16 protein-coding genes are annotated in these 13,811 nt (G+C 33.7%); 11 read left to right on the forward strand and 5 right to left on the reverse strand.

Annotated features, from left to right (window positions below; translation table 11 throughout):
- Positions 1-83: 83 nt before the first annotated feature.
- Both BP17_RS01245 and BP17_RS01250 read right to left on the reverse strand, forming a co-directional pair.
- Positions 84-644 (reverse strand): YdeI/OmpD-associated family protein, encoded by a 561-nt coding sequence (locus tag BP17_RS01245; protein WP_035051081.1) that lies wholly within the window; start codon positions 642-644, stop codon positions 84-86.
- Between the two features lie 222 nt (positions 645-866).
- Positions 867-1,280 carry a MerR family transcriptional regulator gene (locus BP17_RS01250; protein ID WP_035051083.1) on the reverse strand — a complete coding sequence of 138 codons (414 nt, stop codon included), beginning with the start codon at positions 1,278-1,280 and terminating at the stop codon, positions 867-869.
- A gap of 586 nt (positions 1,281-1,866) precedes the next feature.
- Between BP17_RS01250 and BP17_RS01255 the strand changes: the two genes are divergently transcribed.
- On the forward strand, positions 1,867-2,739 hold the full coding sequence (locus BP17_RS01255; RefSeq protein WP_035051085.1) for an aldo/keto reductase: 873 nt from the start codon (positions 1,867-1,869) through the stop codon (positions 2,737-2,739).
- Positions 2,740-2,794: 55 nt separating this feature from the next.
- Complete coding sequence (locus BP17_RS01260; RefSeq protein WP_035051086.1) at positions 2,795-3,445, forward strand: NAD(P)-binding oxidoreductase; 651 nt, start codon at positions 2,795-2,797, stop codon at positions 3,443-3,445.
- A 101-nt stretch (positions 3,446-3,546) separates the two neighbouring features.
- On the opposite strand, the gene msrA is transcribed toward BP17_RS01260, so the two are convergent.
- Positions 3,547-4,386: a peptide-methionine (S)-S-oxide reductase MsrA gene (msrA, locus tag BP17_RS01265; protein WP_035051087.1), complete on the reverse strand. Its 840-nt coding sequence runs from the start codon at positions 4,384-4,386 to the stop codon at positions 3,547-3,549.
- A gap of 240 nt (positions 4,387-4,626) precedes the next feature.
- Here msrA and nth point away from each other — a divergent pair, with 240 nt between their 5' ends.
- Complete coding sequence (gene nth, locus BP17_RS01270; RefSeq protein ID WP_035051088.1) at positions 4,627-5,283, forward strand: endonuclease III; 657 nt, start codon at positions 4,627-4,629, stop codon at positions 5,281-5,283.
- Positions 5,284-5,463: 180 nt separating this feature from the next.
- Here the strand turns inward: nth and BP17_RS01275 are convergent, their stop codons facing one another.
- Positions 5,464-6,465: a nucleoid-associated protein gene (locus tag BP17_RS01275; protein WP_035051089.1), complete on the reverse strand. Its 1,002-nt coding sequence runs from the start codon at positions 6,463-6,465 to the stop codon at positions 5,464-5,466.
- Between the two features lie 179 nt (positions 6,466-6,644).
- Here BP17_RS01275 and BP17_RS01280 point away from each other — a divergent pair, with 179 nt between their 5' ends.
- The 8 genes from BP17_RS01280 (at position 6,645) to BP17_RS01315 (ending at position 12,776) form a co-directional block, all read left to right on the forward strand.
- Positions 6,645-8,138, forward strand: a complete 1,494-nt coding sequence (locus BP17_RS01280) for a BglG family transcription antiterminator (RefSeq protein WP_035051090.1) — start codon at positions 6,645-6,647, stop codon at positions 8,136-8,138.
- The gene (locus BP17_RS01285) at positions 8,128-8,565 is read left to right on the forward strand and encodes a PTS sugar transporter subunit IIA (protein WP_035051091.1); all 438 of its coding nucleotides are present in this window, start codon (positions 8,128-8,130) and stop codon (positions 8,563-8,565) included. The genes BP17_RS01280 and BP17_RS01285 overlap by 11 nt, the downstream gene beginning before the upstream one ends.
- An 11-nt stretch (positions 8,566-8,576) precedes the next feature.
- Positions 8,577-8,894 (forward strand): PTS fructose transporter subunit IIB, encoded by a 318-nt coding sequence (locus tag BP17_RS01290; protein WP_035051092.1) that lies wholly within the window; start codon positions 8,577-8,579, stop codon positions 8,892-8,894.
- A gap of 27 nt (positions 8,895-8,921) precedes the next feature.
- Positions 8,922-9,374: a fructose PTS transporter subunit IIA gene (locus BP17_RS01295; protein ID WP_035051094.1), complete on the forward strand. Its 453-nt coding sequence runs from the start codon at positions 8,922-8,924 to the stop codon at positions 9,372-9,374.
- A 15-nt stretch (positions 9,375-9,389) separates the two neighbouring features.
- Positions 9,390-9,719, forward strand: coding sequence for a PTS fructose transporter subunit IIB (locus BP17_RS01300; RefSeq protein ID WP_035051095.1), 330 nt, complete (start codon positions 9,390-9,392; stop codon positions 9,717-9,719).
- Between the two features lie 12 nt (positions 9,720-9,731).
- Positions 9,732-10,832: a PTS fructose transporter subunit IIC gene (locus BP17_RS01305; protein WP_035051096.1), complete on the forward strand. Its 1,101-nt coding sequence runs from the start codon at positions 9,732-9,734 to the stop codon at positions 10,830-10,832.
- Positions 10,833-10,932: 100 nt separating this feature from the next.
- Positions 10,933-11,622, forward strand: coding sequence for a D-allulose 6-phosphate 3-epimerase (alsE, locus tag BP17_RS01310; RefSeq protein WP_035051097.1), 690 nt, complete (start codon positions 10,933-10,935; stop codon positions 11,620-11,622).
- Between the two features lie 287 nt (positions 11,623-11,909).
- Positions 11,910-12,776: a MurR/RpiR family transcriptional regulator gene (locus BP17_RS01315; protein WP_035054979.1), complete on the forward strand. Its 867-nt coding sequence runs from the start codon at positions 11,910-11,912 to the stop codon at positions 12,774-12,776.
- 40 nt (positions 12,777-12,816) lie between these two features.
- Here the strand turns inward: BP17_RS01315 and BP17_RS01320 are convergent, their stop codons facing one another.
- Positions 12,817-13,794, reverse strand: a complete 978-nt coding sequence (locus tag BP17_RS01320; RefSeq protein WP_035051099.1) for a Gfo/Idh/MocA family protein — start codon at positions 13,792-13,794, stop codon at positions 12,817-12,819.
- Positions 13,795-13,811 lie beyond the last annotated feature (17 nt).

Consider the following 13,811-nt stretch of genomic DNA (forward strand, 5'->3'; position numbering starts at 1 on the left):
GTGAGGTCGACTGCTGATAAGGTGGTGGGCCTCTTTCTTATCTAAACTATTAAATTGGTCAATCCCGAGAACTAGTGTCGATTTTACAAACGACCGTTGTCATTCCACTGACCATACATTTTATTGTTTCTGGTATTTTCAATAAACTTATCCAATCGTTTATTGAAAATATCAGGATTATTTTTGTAACTTTGTATATTATCAATTCTGATTCTTCTATATAGTTCTGGAAAGTTCAGGAAGTTCTGATAGACATGGGTATCTTCTTTTAAACGAGTCTCAATTTCTTGATCAATGATAAAGGATTCAAGACGCATATCAGGAAGAACTTTCGAACCTCTGTCTTTCATCAGTCCCATTTTAGCTAACCTTCTTGCTCTTTCCTTATTTAATTCCGTCCAGTTGCTTTTTTTCTTTCTTGGGGAGATCCGCTGAGCTAATTCAGTATCAGATATCTTTTTACTGATGCCATCGATCCACCCAAAACACAATGCTTCCTCGACAATATCTAAGTACTGTACAAGATAGGTTCCTGTAGCTCTATTGATAATTACCCAACAAAATTTTTCTGTCGTTGAATGTACCTCAAGCCAATCTCTTAAGTCTTGTCTAGTTTTAATTCTAAGCACATTTTCGATTTCCATTTTTGAACAGTTCCTTTCAAACTATATAAGGTTGAACGATGGCCAAGAAAGAGAAAGTCAAAATAATTGATCAACAAATAAAGGTTCGCTCGTAAAATGGGTTGGAATAAGTTTGGCTTTCAACTTGCAAATGGAGCAATCTTTTTTTTGCTTCTTTATCCAACCAACCAGATATTTTATAATAGACTGAGATACATAGAGCAGTTTTTAGAAATGTATTTTTTAACGATGGAAAACTTCTACTTTATTCGTCTGGTGGATGGCCTCTGTTCCGGCCTCAAGTGCGCTTTTGTAGTAATCGCATTTATGCTCAATAAGGGTCATAGCTTGCTCTAACTCTTTGATTTGTGCTGCTACAATAGTTTTGCGTTCCAAGAACATGTCGTATCTTTCTTGCAGCGTAGAGTCTCCTATCGAGCACCAATCAATAAAATGTTTGATTTCTTTTATCGGCATACTGGTTGATTTCAGACATTCAATTATTTTTAAGGCATCGACATCAGAATCTTTAAACAATCTTGTTCCGCTCGGCGTGCGTTTAACAAAAGGCATAAGACCCTCTTTATCGTAATAACGTAGAGTATACGCGGTAAGATTTAATTTTTTTGCTACTTCGCTAATAGAATAGGTGTCCATCAATTTTTCTTCCTTTCTAGAGAACTAAACTTTGAGCCAACTCTAATAGAGTAGACTCAAAGTTTAGCACGATTTTTCTGATGCGTCAAAACTCTAGCAATGGAAATTTTATAGCTGGGAGTTAGAGCAGTGCTCAGGTTGACTAATCTTCGTTCTCATTAAAATCATTCTGAAACAAAAAGTAATTCTATAGAAGACAAAAATTTCTAGCAGTAAACTAAAGAAAAAAATATATTTGACCGACCCGAATAGTTAGCTAATTAATTAGATAGATAAATACATCCATTTTTCTGGAATTAAAGAAAATAAAGCATATTACTTGACCTCGAGTTAACTCTAAGGTCTAAGATACTGTGTATGGGGGAGAGGAAACTCAGAAAGGAATGAATTTCTGATTTAGTTTATCAGTTCTTTTTCCTTCACCTAAGTTATAGTTCCTAAACAACATAGCGATCTAAGACTAGGACCCATTACAAATACTGAATATTAGAAAATTGCAGCGTCTGTTTCTAATATTTGGATAAATTGAAGAAACAAAGACAATAGAGCAAAATGTTAAGAAAACTAAACGAGAGAAGGCAATAAAATGGTATTAAAAGAAACGTATACATTATTAAATGACGTTAAAATTCCTAAATTAGGTTTGGGAACATGGAAAATTGATAATAAGGCAGTTGTTCAAGTTGTAAAAGATGCCCTTGATTCAGGCTATCGTCATATCGATACAGCTGAAGCCTATCGTAATGAACAAGGCGTAGGTCTTGGTATTAAAGAGTCAGGTATTAAACGCGAAGACATATTTGTCACTACAAAGCTTGAGGGCGATATCAAAAATTATAATGAAGCGGTCAAAGCAATCGCCGAATCGCTTGAACGCTTGGATATGGATTATATCGACTTAATGATCATTCATAGTCCTCAACCATGGGCTAACTTCCGTGATGGCAACCACTACTTTGAAGGGAACTTAGAAGCATGGCGTGCTTTAGAAGAAGCTTATGAGGCGGGTAAGATACGTGCAATAGGTGTTTCTAACTTTGAAAAAGAAGATTTGGAAAATTTAATAAACAATGGGAAAGTTAAACCAATGGTGAATCAAATTCTCGCACACATTACAAATGTTCCTACCGATATCATCGAGTATAGTCAAAGACAAGGTATTGTTGTTGAAGCCTACTCACCAATCGCTCATGGTGCTATTCTTGATCATCCCGTTGTTAAAGAAATAGCTGGCAAATACGATGCTTCACCTGCGCAATTAAGTATTCGCTATGTCTTACAATTAGGCACAGTTGCTTTACCAAAATCGACTAATAAAGATCATATGAAATCGAATGCTGCGGTTGATTTTACAATTTCGGAAGAAGATATGAAGACTTTAAACGAGTTGCCACTTATCGAAACTTATGGTGACGATGATGTTATGCCTGTATTTAGTTCACAATACAATAAAAAATAAGTGATATACGTTATACTGAATATCATTCGAGATAATCATTGAGAGGAGTTTTAAAATGAAAGTATTAGTTATAGGTGCAAATGGAAAAGTAGCTCGTCATTTTGCTGATTTTGTTAAAGAGGATTCTGCTATTGAAGAGTTAGCAATGATTCGCAATCCTGAACAAATTAGTTTTTTCAAAGAGCGAGGAATTGAAACAGTTCTCTTAGATCTTGTTAAAAATTCAGTAGCTGAATTGGCAGAAGCCATGAAAAATGTCGACGCAATTATCTTCACTGCTGGAGCTGGCGGAAGTGGCCTCGACAAAACGATTCTGATTGACTTAGATGGAGCTATCAAAGCAATGACGGCTGCAGAACAAGCAAATGTTAAACGATTTATTATGGTCAGTACTTTCCGTACAGGACGTGAAGCAATGGCTCAAGAACAGAGTTTACAAATTTATACAATCGCAAAAAATTATGCTGATGAATGGTTAAAAAATCGTACAGAGCTGGACTGGACAATTGTGCATCCTGGTATATTAGTTGATGAACCAGGTACCAATCAAATAAAAGTCGGTATGGGACAAGACATTAACGAAGTACCACGTCAAGACGTAGCTCGAACTTTGCTTGCTGTACTCCATAATGACAACACAATCAAACAAGAATTTGAAGTTCTAGCTGGTAATACAGCTGTTGAAGAAGCTATTCGCAGTTTATAATAAATAGACCTTTAAAATAACAAACCAAATACCCCAAAAACTAAGCTTTGTAGTCTTTGGGGTATTTTTATGCTGTAAAATAAAGAAAAGTATATCAACTATCAAGGTTCCTTAGTAAAGCGGCTGAGTTTCGTCCGGATTTTACCTTGTAGTCGTTGGAAAGCTAAATGTTGTTGACGAGCGCGTTCAATTCTTTTGTACCTTGTGCGATTTTTTTTATAAAATTCTTGGTGATAGTTTTCGGCCGGCCAAAATTTTGAAGTGGGCTCAATGGACGTAACAATGGGACGCTTATATTTGCCAGATTGTTCTAACTGCTGCTTAGACTTTTCAGCAATTTGCCGCTGGTGTTCATTATTAACAAAAATAACTGGTCGATACTGACTGCCTCGGTCCTGAAATTGACCAAACGCATCTATAGGATCTGTCAGCTGCCAATATAGTTCAACTAAATCTTCATACTGGATGATCCGTGTATCAAAAATAATCTCGACGGCTTCGACATGACCGGTATACTGACCAATCACTTGGTCATAGGTGGGATGATCCATGTGCCCTCCAGTGTACCCAGATAAGACAGAAACAATTCCTTTACGGGTTTCAAAAGGCTCTACCATACACCAAAAACACCCTCCTGCAAATACTGCAGAATCTTGATGATTCAAATCATTAATGGAGTGGTTCGTAAAATCAAATTGTGCTGTGGCAGTAGTGTTGCCAGTCATCTGGTTATAAAAATCTGACATGTTGGGAGTTAAATTATTTCTTAAGGCAAGCGGACGTAACTCAGCTTCAAGCTTAGAAAGTTGTTCATCAAAATTTGACCCACTTTCTAAGGCGTTCTTAGTCGACGATAATAATGACCGTTCCCAGTCCCGAGTAGCAGGATTTAGGATCAGATTATATAAATGATTAAGTGTTTCTTCTTTATTCTGTCTCATATCGAGTACCCCCATAGGCATATTTTGAGGAACGGTTCTTTTATTTATTATACCTCAGCCAGCGACGCTAAAAAACTGTTGAAACTTCATTTTTAAATATAAAAAGTCAGAATGACCTAATTCTAAGTAAAACAATTCTACTGATTATAGCTTCTCATAGAAATTAAGATACTATAAACTTGATTTTAATGCTATAGAAAATATGGTATATTAAAAAAATAAACAAAGAAAGGAAACACTATGCTAACAAAAGAAGCTGCGCAACACGTTATTTATGAAATTATGAAACTTTATCCTGATGCGGTACCAACGATGCGCTATCAAAACCCTTTCCAATTGTTGATGGTCGTTATATTAAGTGCCCAGGCAACCGATATATCCGTCGCCAAAGTGAAAGACCAGTTATTCGAACGCTATCCAAATCCTCAAGCTGTTATCAAGTCTTCGCCTGAAGAAATTGAATCCTACATAAAAACAGTCGGACTCTACCGAAATAAAGCAAAGTATATTTATAAGAGCAGCGGTCAATTACTTGAAAAATTTGATGGGGAAGTCCCAAATACACGTAAGGAATTGCAGTCATTAGCTGGAATCGGACCTAAGTCAGCTAACATATTATTGAATGTCGCTTTTAACCAAGACGCATTTGCAGTGGACACACATGTTACCCGAATCTGTAAGCATCACAAAATAGTAGAAGAAAATGCCACTCCCAAACAAATTGAAGAACGTATAACAGAAATTATTCCGGCAAAATACTGGGGGAGAGCACATCAATCGATGATCTCGTTTGGGAAAGAAATCTGTACGTCTAGAGATAATAAGTGTCATGAGTATCCACAGTTGTATGAAAACTTAGAAGAAGTAGATCCAACTGACTCAATGAATGTTGTCTAAATGTAAATGCGTTTATTCAGGTAAAAAATAAATAGAATCTTTTCAATTTTTGATAGTTACATTTTATGTATAATGGAATCACAAAATTTTCTACCATCCGACCACTGATAGACAGTCATTGCATAACGAAAAATCTTCCCTTGTATTGAGCATTAAAGAGCTCATACAAAGGAAGATTTTTTAAAATAGGTTTTTTATCTTTTCAATATTTTTGATCATAACAGAAGTTGTTCCATCTGGATTGTTAATAAATTCAACAACGTCTGGATTTCGGTAAAGTTCTATAGGAATGCTTAGCTCGATTCCATTATCCAACCGGAATTTTTGTTTGGAATATTTTGGTCCAGCTACAGTTACTTCAGCAGGAGCGCGATCCACATAACCTAATTCTCTGATTTCTTCAAAAAACTTTTCTTTTTTTGCATGGTTATCGCCATAAAGGGTCTCAGCAATTACTTGGTTATCAATGACGTTTTCTTCTGTCATGCTATGAACAAGTGCATCTTTTGTATCAGCTAGTACTTGGAATTCTTCATCATCAAAGGCTTTGCTGGTTTTTTGAACGGCTTTTTTAATGATCGAAATATTCTCTTTAAGGCTTGGTTGAGGTTTATCTTCTAAAAACAGTTCGGTGAAATAATAAATTTTCTCGGCTAGTTCAGCAATCAAATGCTTTTTCTCAATCACGTGGTACTCCATATTTGATAAATTTAATACCATGCCTTCATGAATCGCTTGGCGAGCGCTCGGTAAGATAGAACGATTGATGATCAACTGATTCGTCAGCGTTTCTTCTTCATATGAAACATAATGAGTGATGCTGTCAGAATAATTTAATTTAAACAGCCCTAAATGTGGCACTTCATCCAACGTAAAATAGACAAATAATAAATCAGCTGGCGGTATTTCTGGATTAAGTTTTGTAATAGAAAAGAATTTATCGGTCAACGTTTTAGTTGTCTCAATGAAATCAGTTTGAGCAGAAGAAAAGGCTTGGGTCAAAGGGTTGTCAGTTGCTAACATACCCGTCTTCATATTATCTGAATCTTCTACTTTTTCAATCATGGCATGAAGATAATCAAAGGTGAATTTCTCTTTAAGGTCTAGCCCTGCAAAAGAAAAAATAGGCTCATTGCTGTTTAAATCAAAAATGTGTAAAATAGCTTCTTTAATATAAATCATGTAGTTCCCTCCATTTTCAGTCACGCTTAGTAGTATCTCATAAATTTAAAGATCACAAAAGTGATTCTTGAGATAAACAGGATTGTAGGTAAAGAATAAATGACCGTTGCAACGGTCATTTATCAGGGAAGCGTTTTCTTTAAACTGAGTTAATATAAATATAACAAGGAGGGGTGGCTTTGAGTTCAAAAAATGATCGTGAACAAAAGCTGTTGCTGTTTCTTTCAAAAAATCAAGATTACGTTACATCAGAAGAATTAACTGAGATTTTAACTGTTTCAAAAAAAACAGTCTACCGATTAATAAAAAAAATTAACGATGAATATTTAGATGGTTCATTAATTGTATCTGAGAAAGGAAGGGGGTATAAGCTAAACTACGAAAAATTTATCAATCATCAAAAAGGGAATAAGTCCTACAAAGAAGATGGCTTTTCTACTGATGAGAGACGTAAACGTATTATGGAAGAATTGTTGTTATCTTCGCCTAAACCTTTAACTATCTATCAATTATTTAGTGACTACTATGTAGGAGATTCAGTTATTTTTAATGATGAACAACTAATGAGTGAAGAACTTAAAAAGTATCATTTGGTTCTAGAGCGAAAAAACAGAACTTTAGCTATTTTAGGAGAAGAAGTGAATATCAGAAAGGCTATCAAGGATATTATTGAAATATTTAATATTATCGATATAGAGGATTTAAAAAATAATCAAGAACTTAATTTCAATAAATATGATGTTTTATTTATCTTAGATCAATTAAGAATCATTGAAAAAGATTTAGAGATAACGATTCCTTATCCATATAATATAAATATTTTCTCACATTTGTATATACTGTTAAGTCGTTCAAGAAAAATTCCTGCTTTACTGTTTACGGATAAGATTACTAATGAAGAAATGGATAATATGAAAAGAGATGCTGATTTGTATCAAGTTGCAAAAGTTACTGTTAATAATATTGAAAAATATTTGAACAGTTCTTTACCTGATATTGAAATCTACTTTCTTTATCAGTATTTGGTGTCATCAAGAATGCAAGGCTCTCTCGCTAAAACTTCCACTTTTTCAACAAAAGTTATCCAAATAACTAAAGTATATATTGAAGAAATGAGTATTAAGTTAGGAATTGATATAGAAAATCAATCTATTTTTATTGATTTAGCCAATCATATTAAACCAATGCTTAATCGATTAGAACATAAAATTCGAATTAAAAATAGCTTGCTCAATCAAATTAAGGTAACTTACGAAGAGATATTTTGGGACGTTACTAACGTATCTAAATTTGTAAGTGGAAAATTTGGCTTACCTATAATAAATGATGATGAGAACGGTTTTATTACTCTTTATTTTGCGAAAATCATTGAAACAAGCCAATATCAACGGCCTATAAAAACACTTATCATGTGCACCACAGGAATTGGGACTTCAGAACTTATAAGAGCAAAAGTAATGAAGAAATTTCCTGAAATAGAAGTTGTAGATGTAGTAGCCTCAAGAAATATGCAAGTATTTAAAGGGAAATATGCAGATGTTGAATTGATTTTGAGTACGGTTCATATTGAGGATAGTATACCAATTCCTTATTTATTGGTGAGTGCAATGTTTACCGTTGATGATCAGAAAAGACTTCAGAAAAAGATAGAGGAGATTCACCATGGACGTTAATTTATTCTATGAAGTTTATTTTAATTGTGAGTTGAAAACAAAAGAAAAAGTGTATTCTTTTATCTCTGAAACAGTTTGTCCAGATGATTCTTTTCAAAAAGAGGAAATTGTAAAACAATTGAAAGAAAGAGAACAAGTAGGTAGCACGTTAATAGCTGAACATGTATTATTGCCTCATATCGAAAGCAGTCAAGTAAAGAAGAGTCAAATACTATTTATTCGATTAGCTGAACCAATAGCATCCTGGGATTGTCAGACAAAGGATATTCACTTATTAATTGTTATTTTATTGAAGGAAAACGAAAATGAGCAAATAAAGAGAAAAATCTCTTTATTTACTAGGACGTTAGCAGATGAAGACTATTTAAATAAATTGTTGAATATTAATGATGAAAAAAATTTTGAACAAGAAATCAAAAGATTTTAGGAGGAAAAATTATGAAAATAGTAGGAGTAGCAGCATGTACGGTTGGGATCGCACATACGTATATTGCACAAGAAAAATTGGAAAATGCCGCAAAAAAAGCAGGTTATGAAATTGCCATAGAAACACAAGGAACCATTGGAATAGAAAATGAGTTAACTTTAGAACAGATTGCTGAAGCGGACATTGTCATTTTAGCTTTAGATGTTAAAATTTCTGGACGTGAAAGGTTCGATGGAAAACGAATTATTCAAGTACCAACAGAAATCGCTATAAAATCACCAAATAAACTAATTGAAAAAGCGTTAGAAATTGTTATGCAAAACAACTAATTTTTAAGTGAGATGGGAGAGAAAAAAATGGAAGTAAAAGATATTGTAGATTTGGAAACAATCAAGACCAATATGAGTGCTAAAAATAAAGATGATGCATTGAAAGAATTAACTGAATTATTATTATTAAATGGATACATTACTGATGCTGAGGGTTTTATGAAAGATATTTATGTTAGAGAATCAGAGGGTCAAACGGGAATTGGAAATTATATTGCTATTCCTCATGGTAAAAGTAATTTTGTGAAAAAAATAGGAGTAGCTATTGGAATCATTGAAGAAGAAATCCCTTGGGAGACACTAGATGGTAAAGGAGTAAAAGCAATTATTCTTTTTGCTGTTGGTAATGATAATGAAGGGGCACAAAATCATTTGAAATTATTATCCTTATTTGCAAGGAAATTAGGAAATGATGAAGTTGTTGAAAATATACTGCAAGCAAAAAAAGCTGAAGATGTAAAAGCAGCTTTCAGTAACTAGAAAAGGAGAAAGAATATGAAAATAGTAGGAGTAGCAGCATGTACGGTTGGAATCGCCCATACGTATATTGCACAAGAAAAATTAGAAAATGCTGCAAAAAAATTAGGTTACGAAATTGCCATCGAAACACAAGGAACAATTGGCATAGAAAATGAGTTAACTGCAGAACAGATTGCTCAAGCAGATGTGGTTATTTTAGCTGTAGATGTGAAAATTTCTGGGCGTGAGAGATTTGAAGGAAAAAGAATCATTCAAGTTTCAACAGAAATCGCGATAAAATCACCGAATAAACTGATTGAAAAAGCAGCAGAGATTATTAAAAAAAGTAATAAAGAAACTGTATAGGGGGAAGGGAAAATGAAGAAAATTAAAGAATTGAATCTTAAAGGTCATTTATTGACAGCGATTTCATATTTGATTCCGATTGTTTGTGGAGCTGGGTTTTTAATAGCAATTGGAATGGCTTTTGGAGGTACTAGTCAAGCTCAATTGATTCAGGGTGAATTTTCAATTTGGGATGCTCTAGCAACAATGGGTGGAGCTGGTCTAGGCTTGTTACCAGTAGTTATCGCTACAGGGATTTCTTACTCAATTGCTGGGAAACCAGGGATTGCTCCAGGTTTTATTATTGGTTTAACAGCTAATGCAATTGGAGCTGGATTTATTGGTGGACTTTTAGGAGGATTTTTGGCCGGCTATCTAGTGTTAAGTACTTTAAAATACGTGAAAGTACCTAAGTGGGCTAAAGGACTAATGCCAACATTGATTATTCCATTTTTAACCTCAGTTATAGGTGGGTTAATGATGGTTTACGTTATTGGATTACCAATTGCTGCTTTTACATCGCTATTAACAAATGCTTTAGATAATTTAGGATCTTCTTCACTATTGCTATTTGGTGGTGTTATAGGCTTATTAAGTGGAGTTGACTATGGTGGACCAATTAATAAAACGGTATTTGCCTTTGTGTTGACCATGCAAGCAGAAGGACTTAATGGACCAATTACAGCATTACAATTAGTAAATACAGCAACACCAATCGGATTTGGATTAGCTTATTTTATAGCAAAAATATTCAAAAAAAATATCTATACACCAGTAGAAGTTGAAACTTTAAAATCAGCAGTTCCAATGGGTGTTATTAATATTGTTGAAGGTGTAATTCCAATCGTTATGAATGACATTGTTCGTTGCTTAATTGCAACAGCAGTTGGTGGAGCGGTCGGTGGAGCAGTATCCATGGTATTAGGAGCAGATGCAACTGTGCCATTTGGTGGAGTGTTGATGATACCAACTATGTCTAGACCATGGGCAGGAGTTGCGGCACTGGTAGTAAATATTCTTGTGACGGGATTAACGCTAGCGTTAATTAAGAAAAAAGTGACTCAAGAGGACATTAATAAGCAATCAGAAATTGAAGAAACGGATATTAATTTAGACGATATTCAAATTTTCTAATACGAACATGAGAATAATCAGAGCAATGAACTCAAAAAAATATATACCATTTTATAGAATAATTAAAAATAGATAGCAATAGATGGAGGAAAGATAAGATATGAAAAAAGTGGAATTTTCACCCTCATTAATGACAATGGATTTAGATAAATTTAAAGAGCAAATTACTTTTTTGAACAATCATGTAGGTTCTTACCATATTGATATTATGGATGGACACTATGTTCCCAATATTACTTTGTCCCCATGGTTTATCGAAGAAGTGCGAAAAATAAGCGATTTGCCTATGTCTGTTCATCTTATGGTAACCGATCCAAGTTTCTGGGTTCAACAATTAGTTGATATAAAGTGTGAATGGATTTGCATGCATGCAGAAGTACTTGATGGTTTGGCATTTCGATTGATTGATCAAATACAAAACGCTGGTTTAAAAGCTGGTGTAGTATTAAATCCTGAAACTCCTATTGAGACAATATTACCTTATATAGAATTAGTTGATAAAATCACTATTATGACGGTTGATCCTGGTTTTGCAGGACAACGTTTTATTGATAGTACACTAGACAAAATTGTTGCTTTGAGAAAATTACGAGAAGAAAATGGTTACCAATATGTCATTGAAATGGATGGCTCATCCAATCGGAAATCATATAAACAAATTGATGCAGCTGATCCTGATATTTATATTGTAGGTCGTAGTGGTTTATTTGGATTAGATGAAGATATTGAAAAATCATGGGAAATTATGAACAGAGATTACAAGGAAAAGACTGGAAAAGTAATATCATAAAGAGCTAAAGGTATCTGCTTCTATAATAGTTACCCTGTAAAAATGAAGGTTAATTATAATGATATGAATACAATAGAAAAAATAAAAAGAAAAATAAAAATAAAAAATTTAAAAGCTGTAAATCTACATTTTTTAGGTAGATTCACAGCTTTTTTATTTTGAGATATGGAGATTTATGTCATAGTCCAAGAGTTGGTTTATAAAAGAGACTATTTTACACTCACACTTATATAGTAAACGACTGTTAAATGATATAGAATTATTTTATAAGGGAGTTGCTAAATGTGATGCAAGTATTAAACAAATTGAAAAATCAAACGAACTTTACAAATGTAGAAATAAGAGTGGCTGACTATATTATTCAGAATATCACGAAGATTCCTACGATAAATATAGAGGTCCTAGCAAAATCAACATATACTTCCCACTCAACAATCATCCGTCTTTGTAAAAAAATGGGCTATGATGGATTTAAAAGTTTTAAAATCGCTATTTCAGAAGTAGTTTATAATCAGCTGCATCTACCGGGTGAAGTAGATGCAAACTTCCCATTTAAACAAGAAGATCTGACCATGGATATCGCTAAAAATATGGCCGATTTAACCATTAATACGGTTAAAAGAACGTTAGCTCAATTAGATGAAGAACTTTTACAATCAGTAGCAGAAATGCTCTACAAATCTGAACGTATTTTTCTGTTCTCTCGTGGCGATTCACAAGTCCGAGCGAGAAGTTTTCAAAGTAAATTAATAAAAATCAACAAATTTGCTATTATTTCTGAAGAATATGCGGATGTAGCTTGGAATGCATCCAATCTTACCCCAAATGATTGTGCTTTATTTCTATCGTATGGGGGAATTAGTCCACATAATAATCGTATTCTACAACATTTTTCTAATGAAATGATTCCAACAATTTTGATAACGGGGAATCCAAACTCTGATTTGATTAAGTTAGCTACCAAAACGATAGTAGTCGTTCAAGAAGAATACGATTTTGTAAAGATTGGAACGTTTGCCTCACAAGTTGCGTTTGAATATGTTTTAAACACATTATATTCTATCCTATATGCAAAAGAATATAGAGATAATTTAGCAAATTTGAAGAAAAAACAAGCGCTGATTGAAAAAGGAATTTTAGCAGAAGAGATATAGAAATCGTTATCTATAAAATAGTGTGATTTTTTCTAGTCAATTACCCTAGTGTTATACCAGCAGATTCTAAACCTTGATCGACAATACCCATAACCATTTCGCTGTGGTCAAGGTGTTTCGTCATCGTTTCAAAGTCAGAGTCACTTATGATCCTTTCAAATTCAATGAATTCCTCATACATTCGATGCGTATGAACTTTAAAATCAACTACTGCGCTCTTATTTTGATTGTCTATTACAGTAAATTTATCGATAATACTTGTAGGGCCATCAATGATGATAGCTCCTTTATCTCCTTGAATAATGGTTCGGATCGGAGCGGTAGAATCTTTAGCACCTATACAGATTATTTTTTTATCCCCATAATCCAGACTTAGTATGCCCGAAGTGTCAATCTCTTTTTCAATATTTGCTAAGTAAGTCACTTTTTTTGGCTTTCCTAAAAGTCCCGTTACAAAATGAATATTATAAATATTAATATCCATTAAAGCTCCGCCACCCATTTTAGGGTTGAAAGCAGGCAAGATTTCTCCTTTTTTGAAAGCATCATATCGTGAAGAATATTGTGAATAATTGCATTCAACTATTTTGATGGTTCCAATAGCCTTTAGCGATTCTTTTATTTTTTTATAGTTGGTTAAATATTGATTGGTTATAGCTTCTAATAAAAGGACTTTATTCGCTAAAGCCAATTCTCTAAGTTCTCTCATTTCAGATGATTTGAGGGTAAAGGGTTTTTCACAAATGACATTTTTTTTACTAAGAATGGCTTGTTTAGCAAAAGAAAAATGCAAATGGTTAGGCAATGCGATATAAACAGTATCGATGTTCTTATTTTTTAAACACTCTTCATAGCTAGTTAACACTTGACGAATGCCGTATTTGTTTTTTAAAAGTTCCATTTTATCACTACTTCTATCCGTCCCCACAATCGCCTCTAACTGAATGTTAGGGATATCGCCAATCATCGTTAAAAAATCATTTACTATCATTCCAGATCCTATAATCGCAAGTTTCATGGTAAGCCTTCTTTCTT

This window comes from Carnobacterium pleistocenium FTR1 (genome assembly GCF_000744285.1).
GTDB lineage: Bacteria > Bacillota > Bacilli > Lactobacillales > Carnobacteriaceae > Carnobacterium_B > Carnobacterium_B pleistocenium.

What these genes read in the sequence shown, in the direction of transcription:
- msrA (WP_035051087.1), bottom strand. Translation starts at nt 4,386, where the DNA reads ATGAGACAGAATAAAGAAGAAACACTTAATCATTTATATAATCTGATC.
- alsE (WP_035051097.1), top strand. Translation starts at nt 10,933, where the DNA reads ATGAAAAAAGTGGAATTTTCACCCTCATTAATGACAATGGATTTAGAT.
- BP17_RS01295 (WP_035051094.1), top strand. Translation starts at nt 8,922, where the DNA reads ATGGAAGTAAAAGATATTGTAGATTTGGAAACAATCAAGACCAATATG.
- BP17_RS01245 (WP_035051081.1), bottom strand. Translation starts at nt 644, where the DNA reads ATGGAAATCGAAAATGTGCTTAGAATTAAAACTAGACAAGACTTAAGA.
- BP17_RS01275 (WP_035051089.1), bottom strand. Translation starts at nt 6,465, where the DNA reads ATGATTTATATTAAAGAAGCTATTTTACACATTTTTGATTTAAACAGC.
- BP17_RS01305 (WP_035051096.1), top strand. Translation starts at nt 9,732, where the DNA reads ATGAAGAAAATTAAAGAATTGAATCTTAAAGGTCATTTATTGACAGCG.
- BP17_RS01285 (WP_035051091.1), top strand. Translation starts at nt 8,128, where the DNA reads ATGGACGTTAATTTATTCTATGAAGTTTATTTTAATTGTGAGTTGAAA.
- BP17_RS01315 (WP_035054979.1), top strand. Translation starts at nt 11,910, where the DNA reads ATGCAAGTATTAAACAAATTGAAAAATCAAACGAACTTTACAAATGTA.
- BP17_RS01300 (WP_035051095.1), top strand. Translation starts at nt 9,390, where the DNA reads ATGAAAATAGTAGGAGTAGCAGCATGTACGGTTGGAATCGCCCATACG.
- BP17_RS01255 (WP_035051085.1), top strand. Translation starts at nt 1,867, where the DNA reads ATGGTATTAAAAGAAACGTATACATTATTAAATGACGTTAAAATTCCT.
- nth (WP_035051088.1), top strand. Translation starts at nt 4,627, where the DNA reads ATGCTAACAAAAGAAGCTGCGCAACACGTTATTTATGAAATTATGAAA.
- BP17_RS01250 (WP_035051083.1), bottom strand. Translation starts at nt 1,280, where the DNA reads ATGGACACCTATTCTATTAGCGAAGTAGCAAAAAAATTAAATCTTACC.
- BP17_RS01260 (WP_035051086.1), top strand. Translation starts at nt 2,795, where the DNA reads ATGAAAGTATTAGTTATAGGTGCAAATGGAAAAGTAGCTCGTCATTTT.
- BP17_RS01320 (WP_035051099.1), bottom strand. Translation starts at nt 13,794, where the DNA reads ATGAAACTTGCGATTATAGGATCTGGAATGATAGTAAATGATTTTTTA.
- BP17_RS01290 (WP_035051092.1), top strand. Translation starts at nt 8,577, where the DNA reads ATGAAAATAGTAGGAGTAGCAGCATGTACGGTTGGGATCGCACATACG.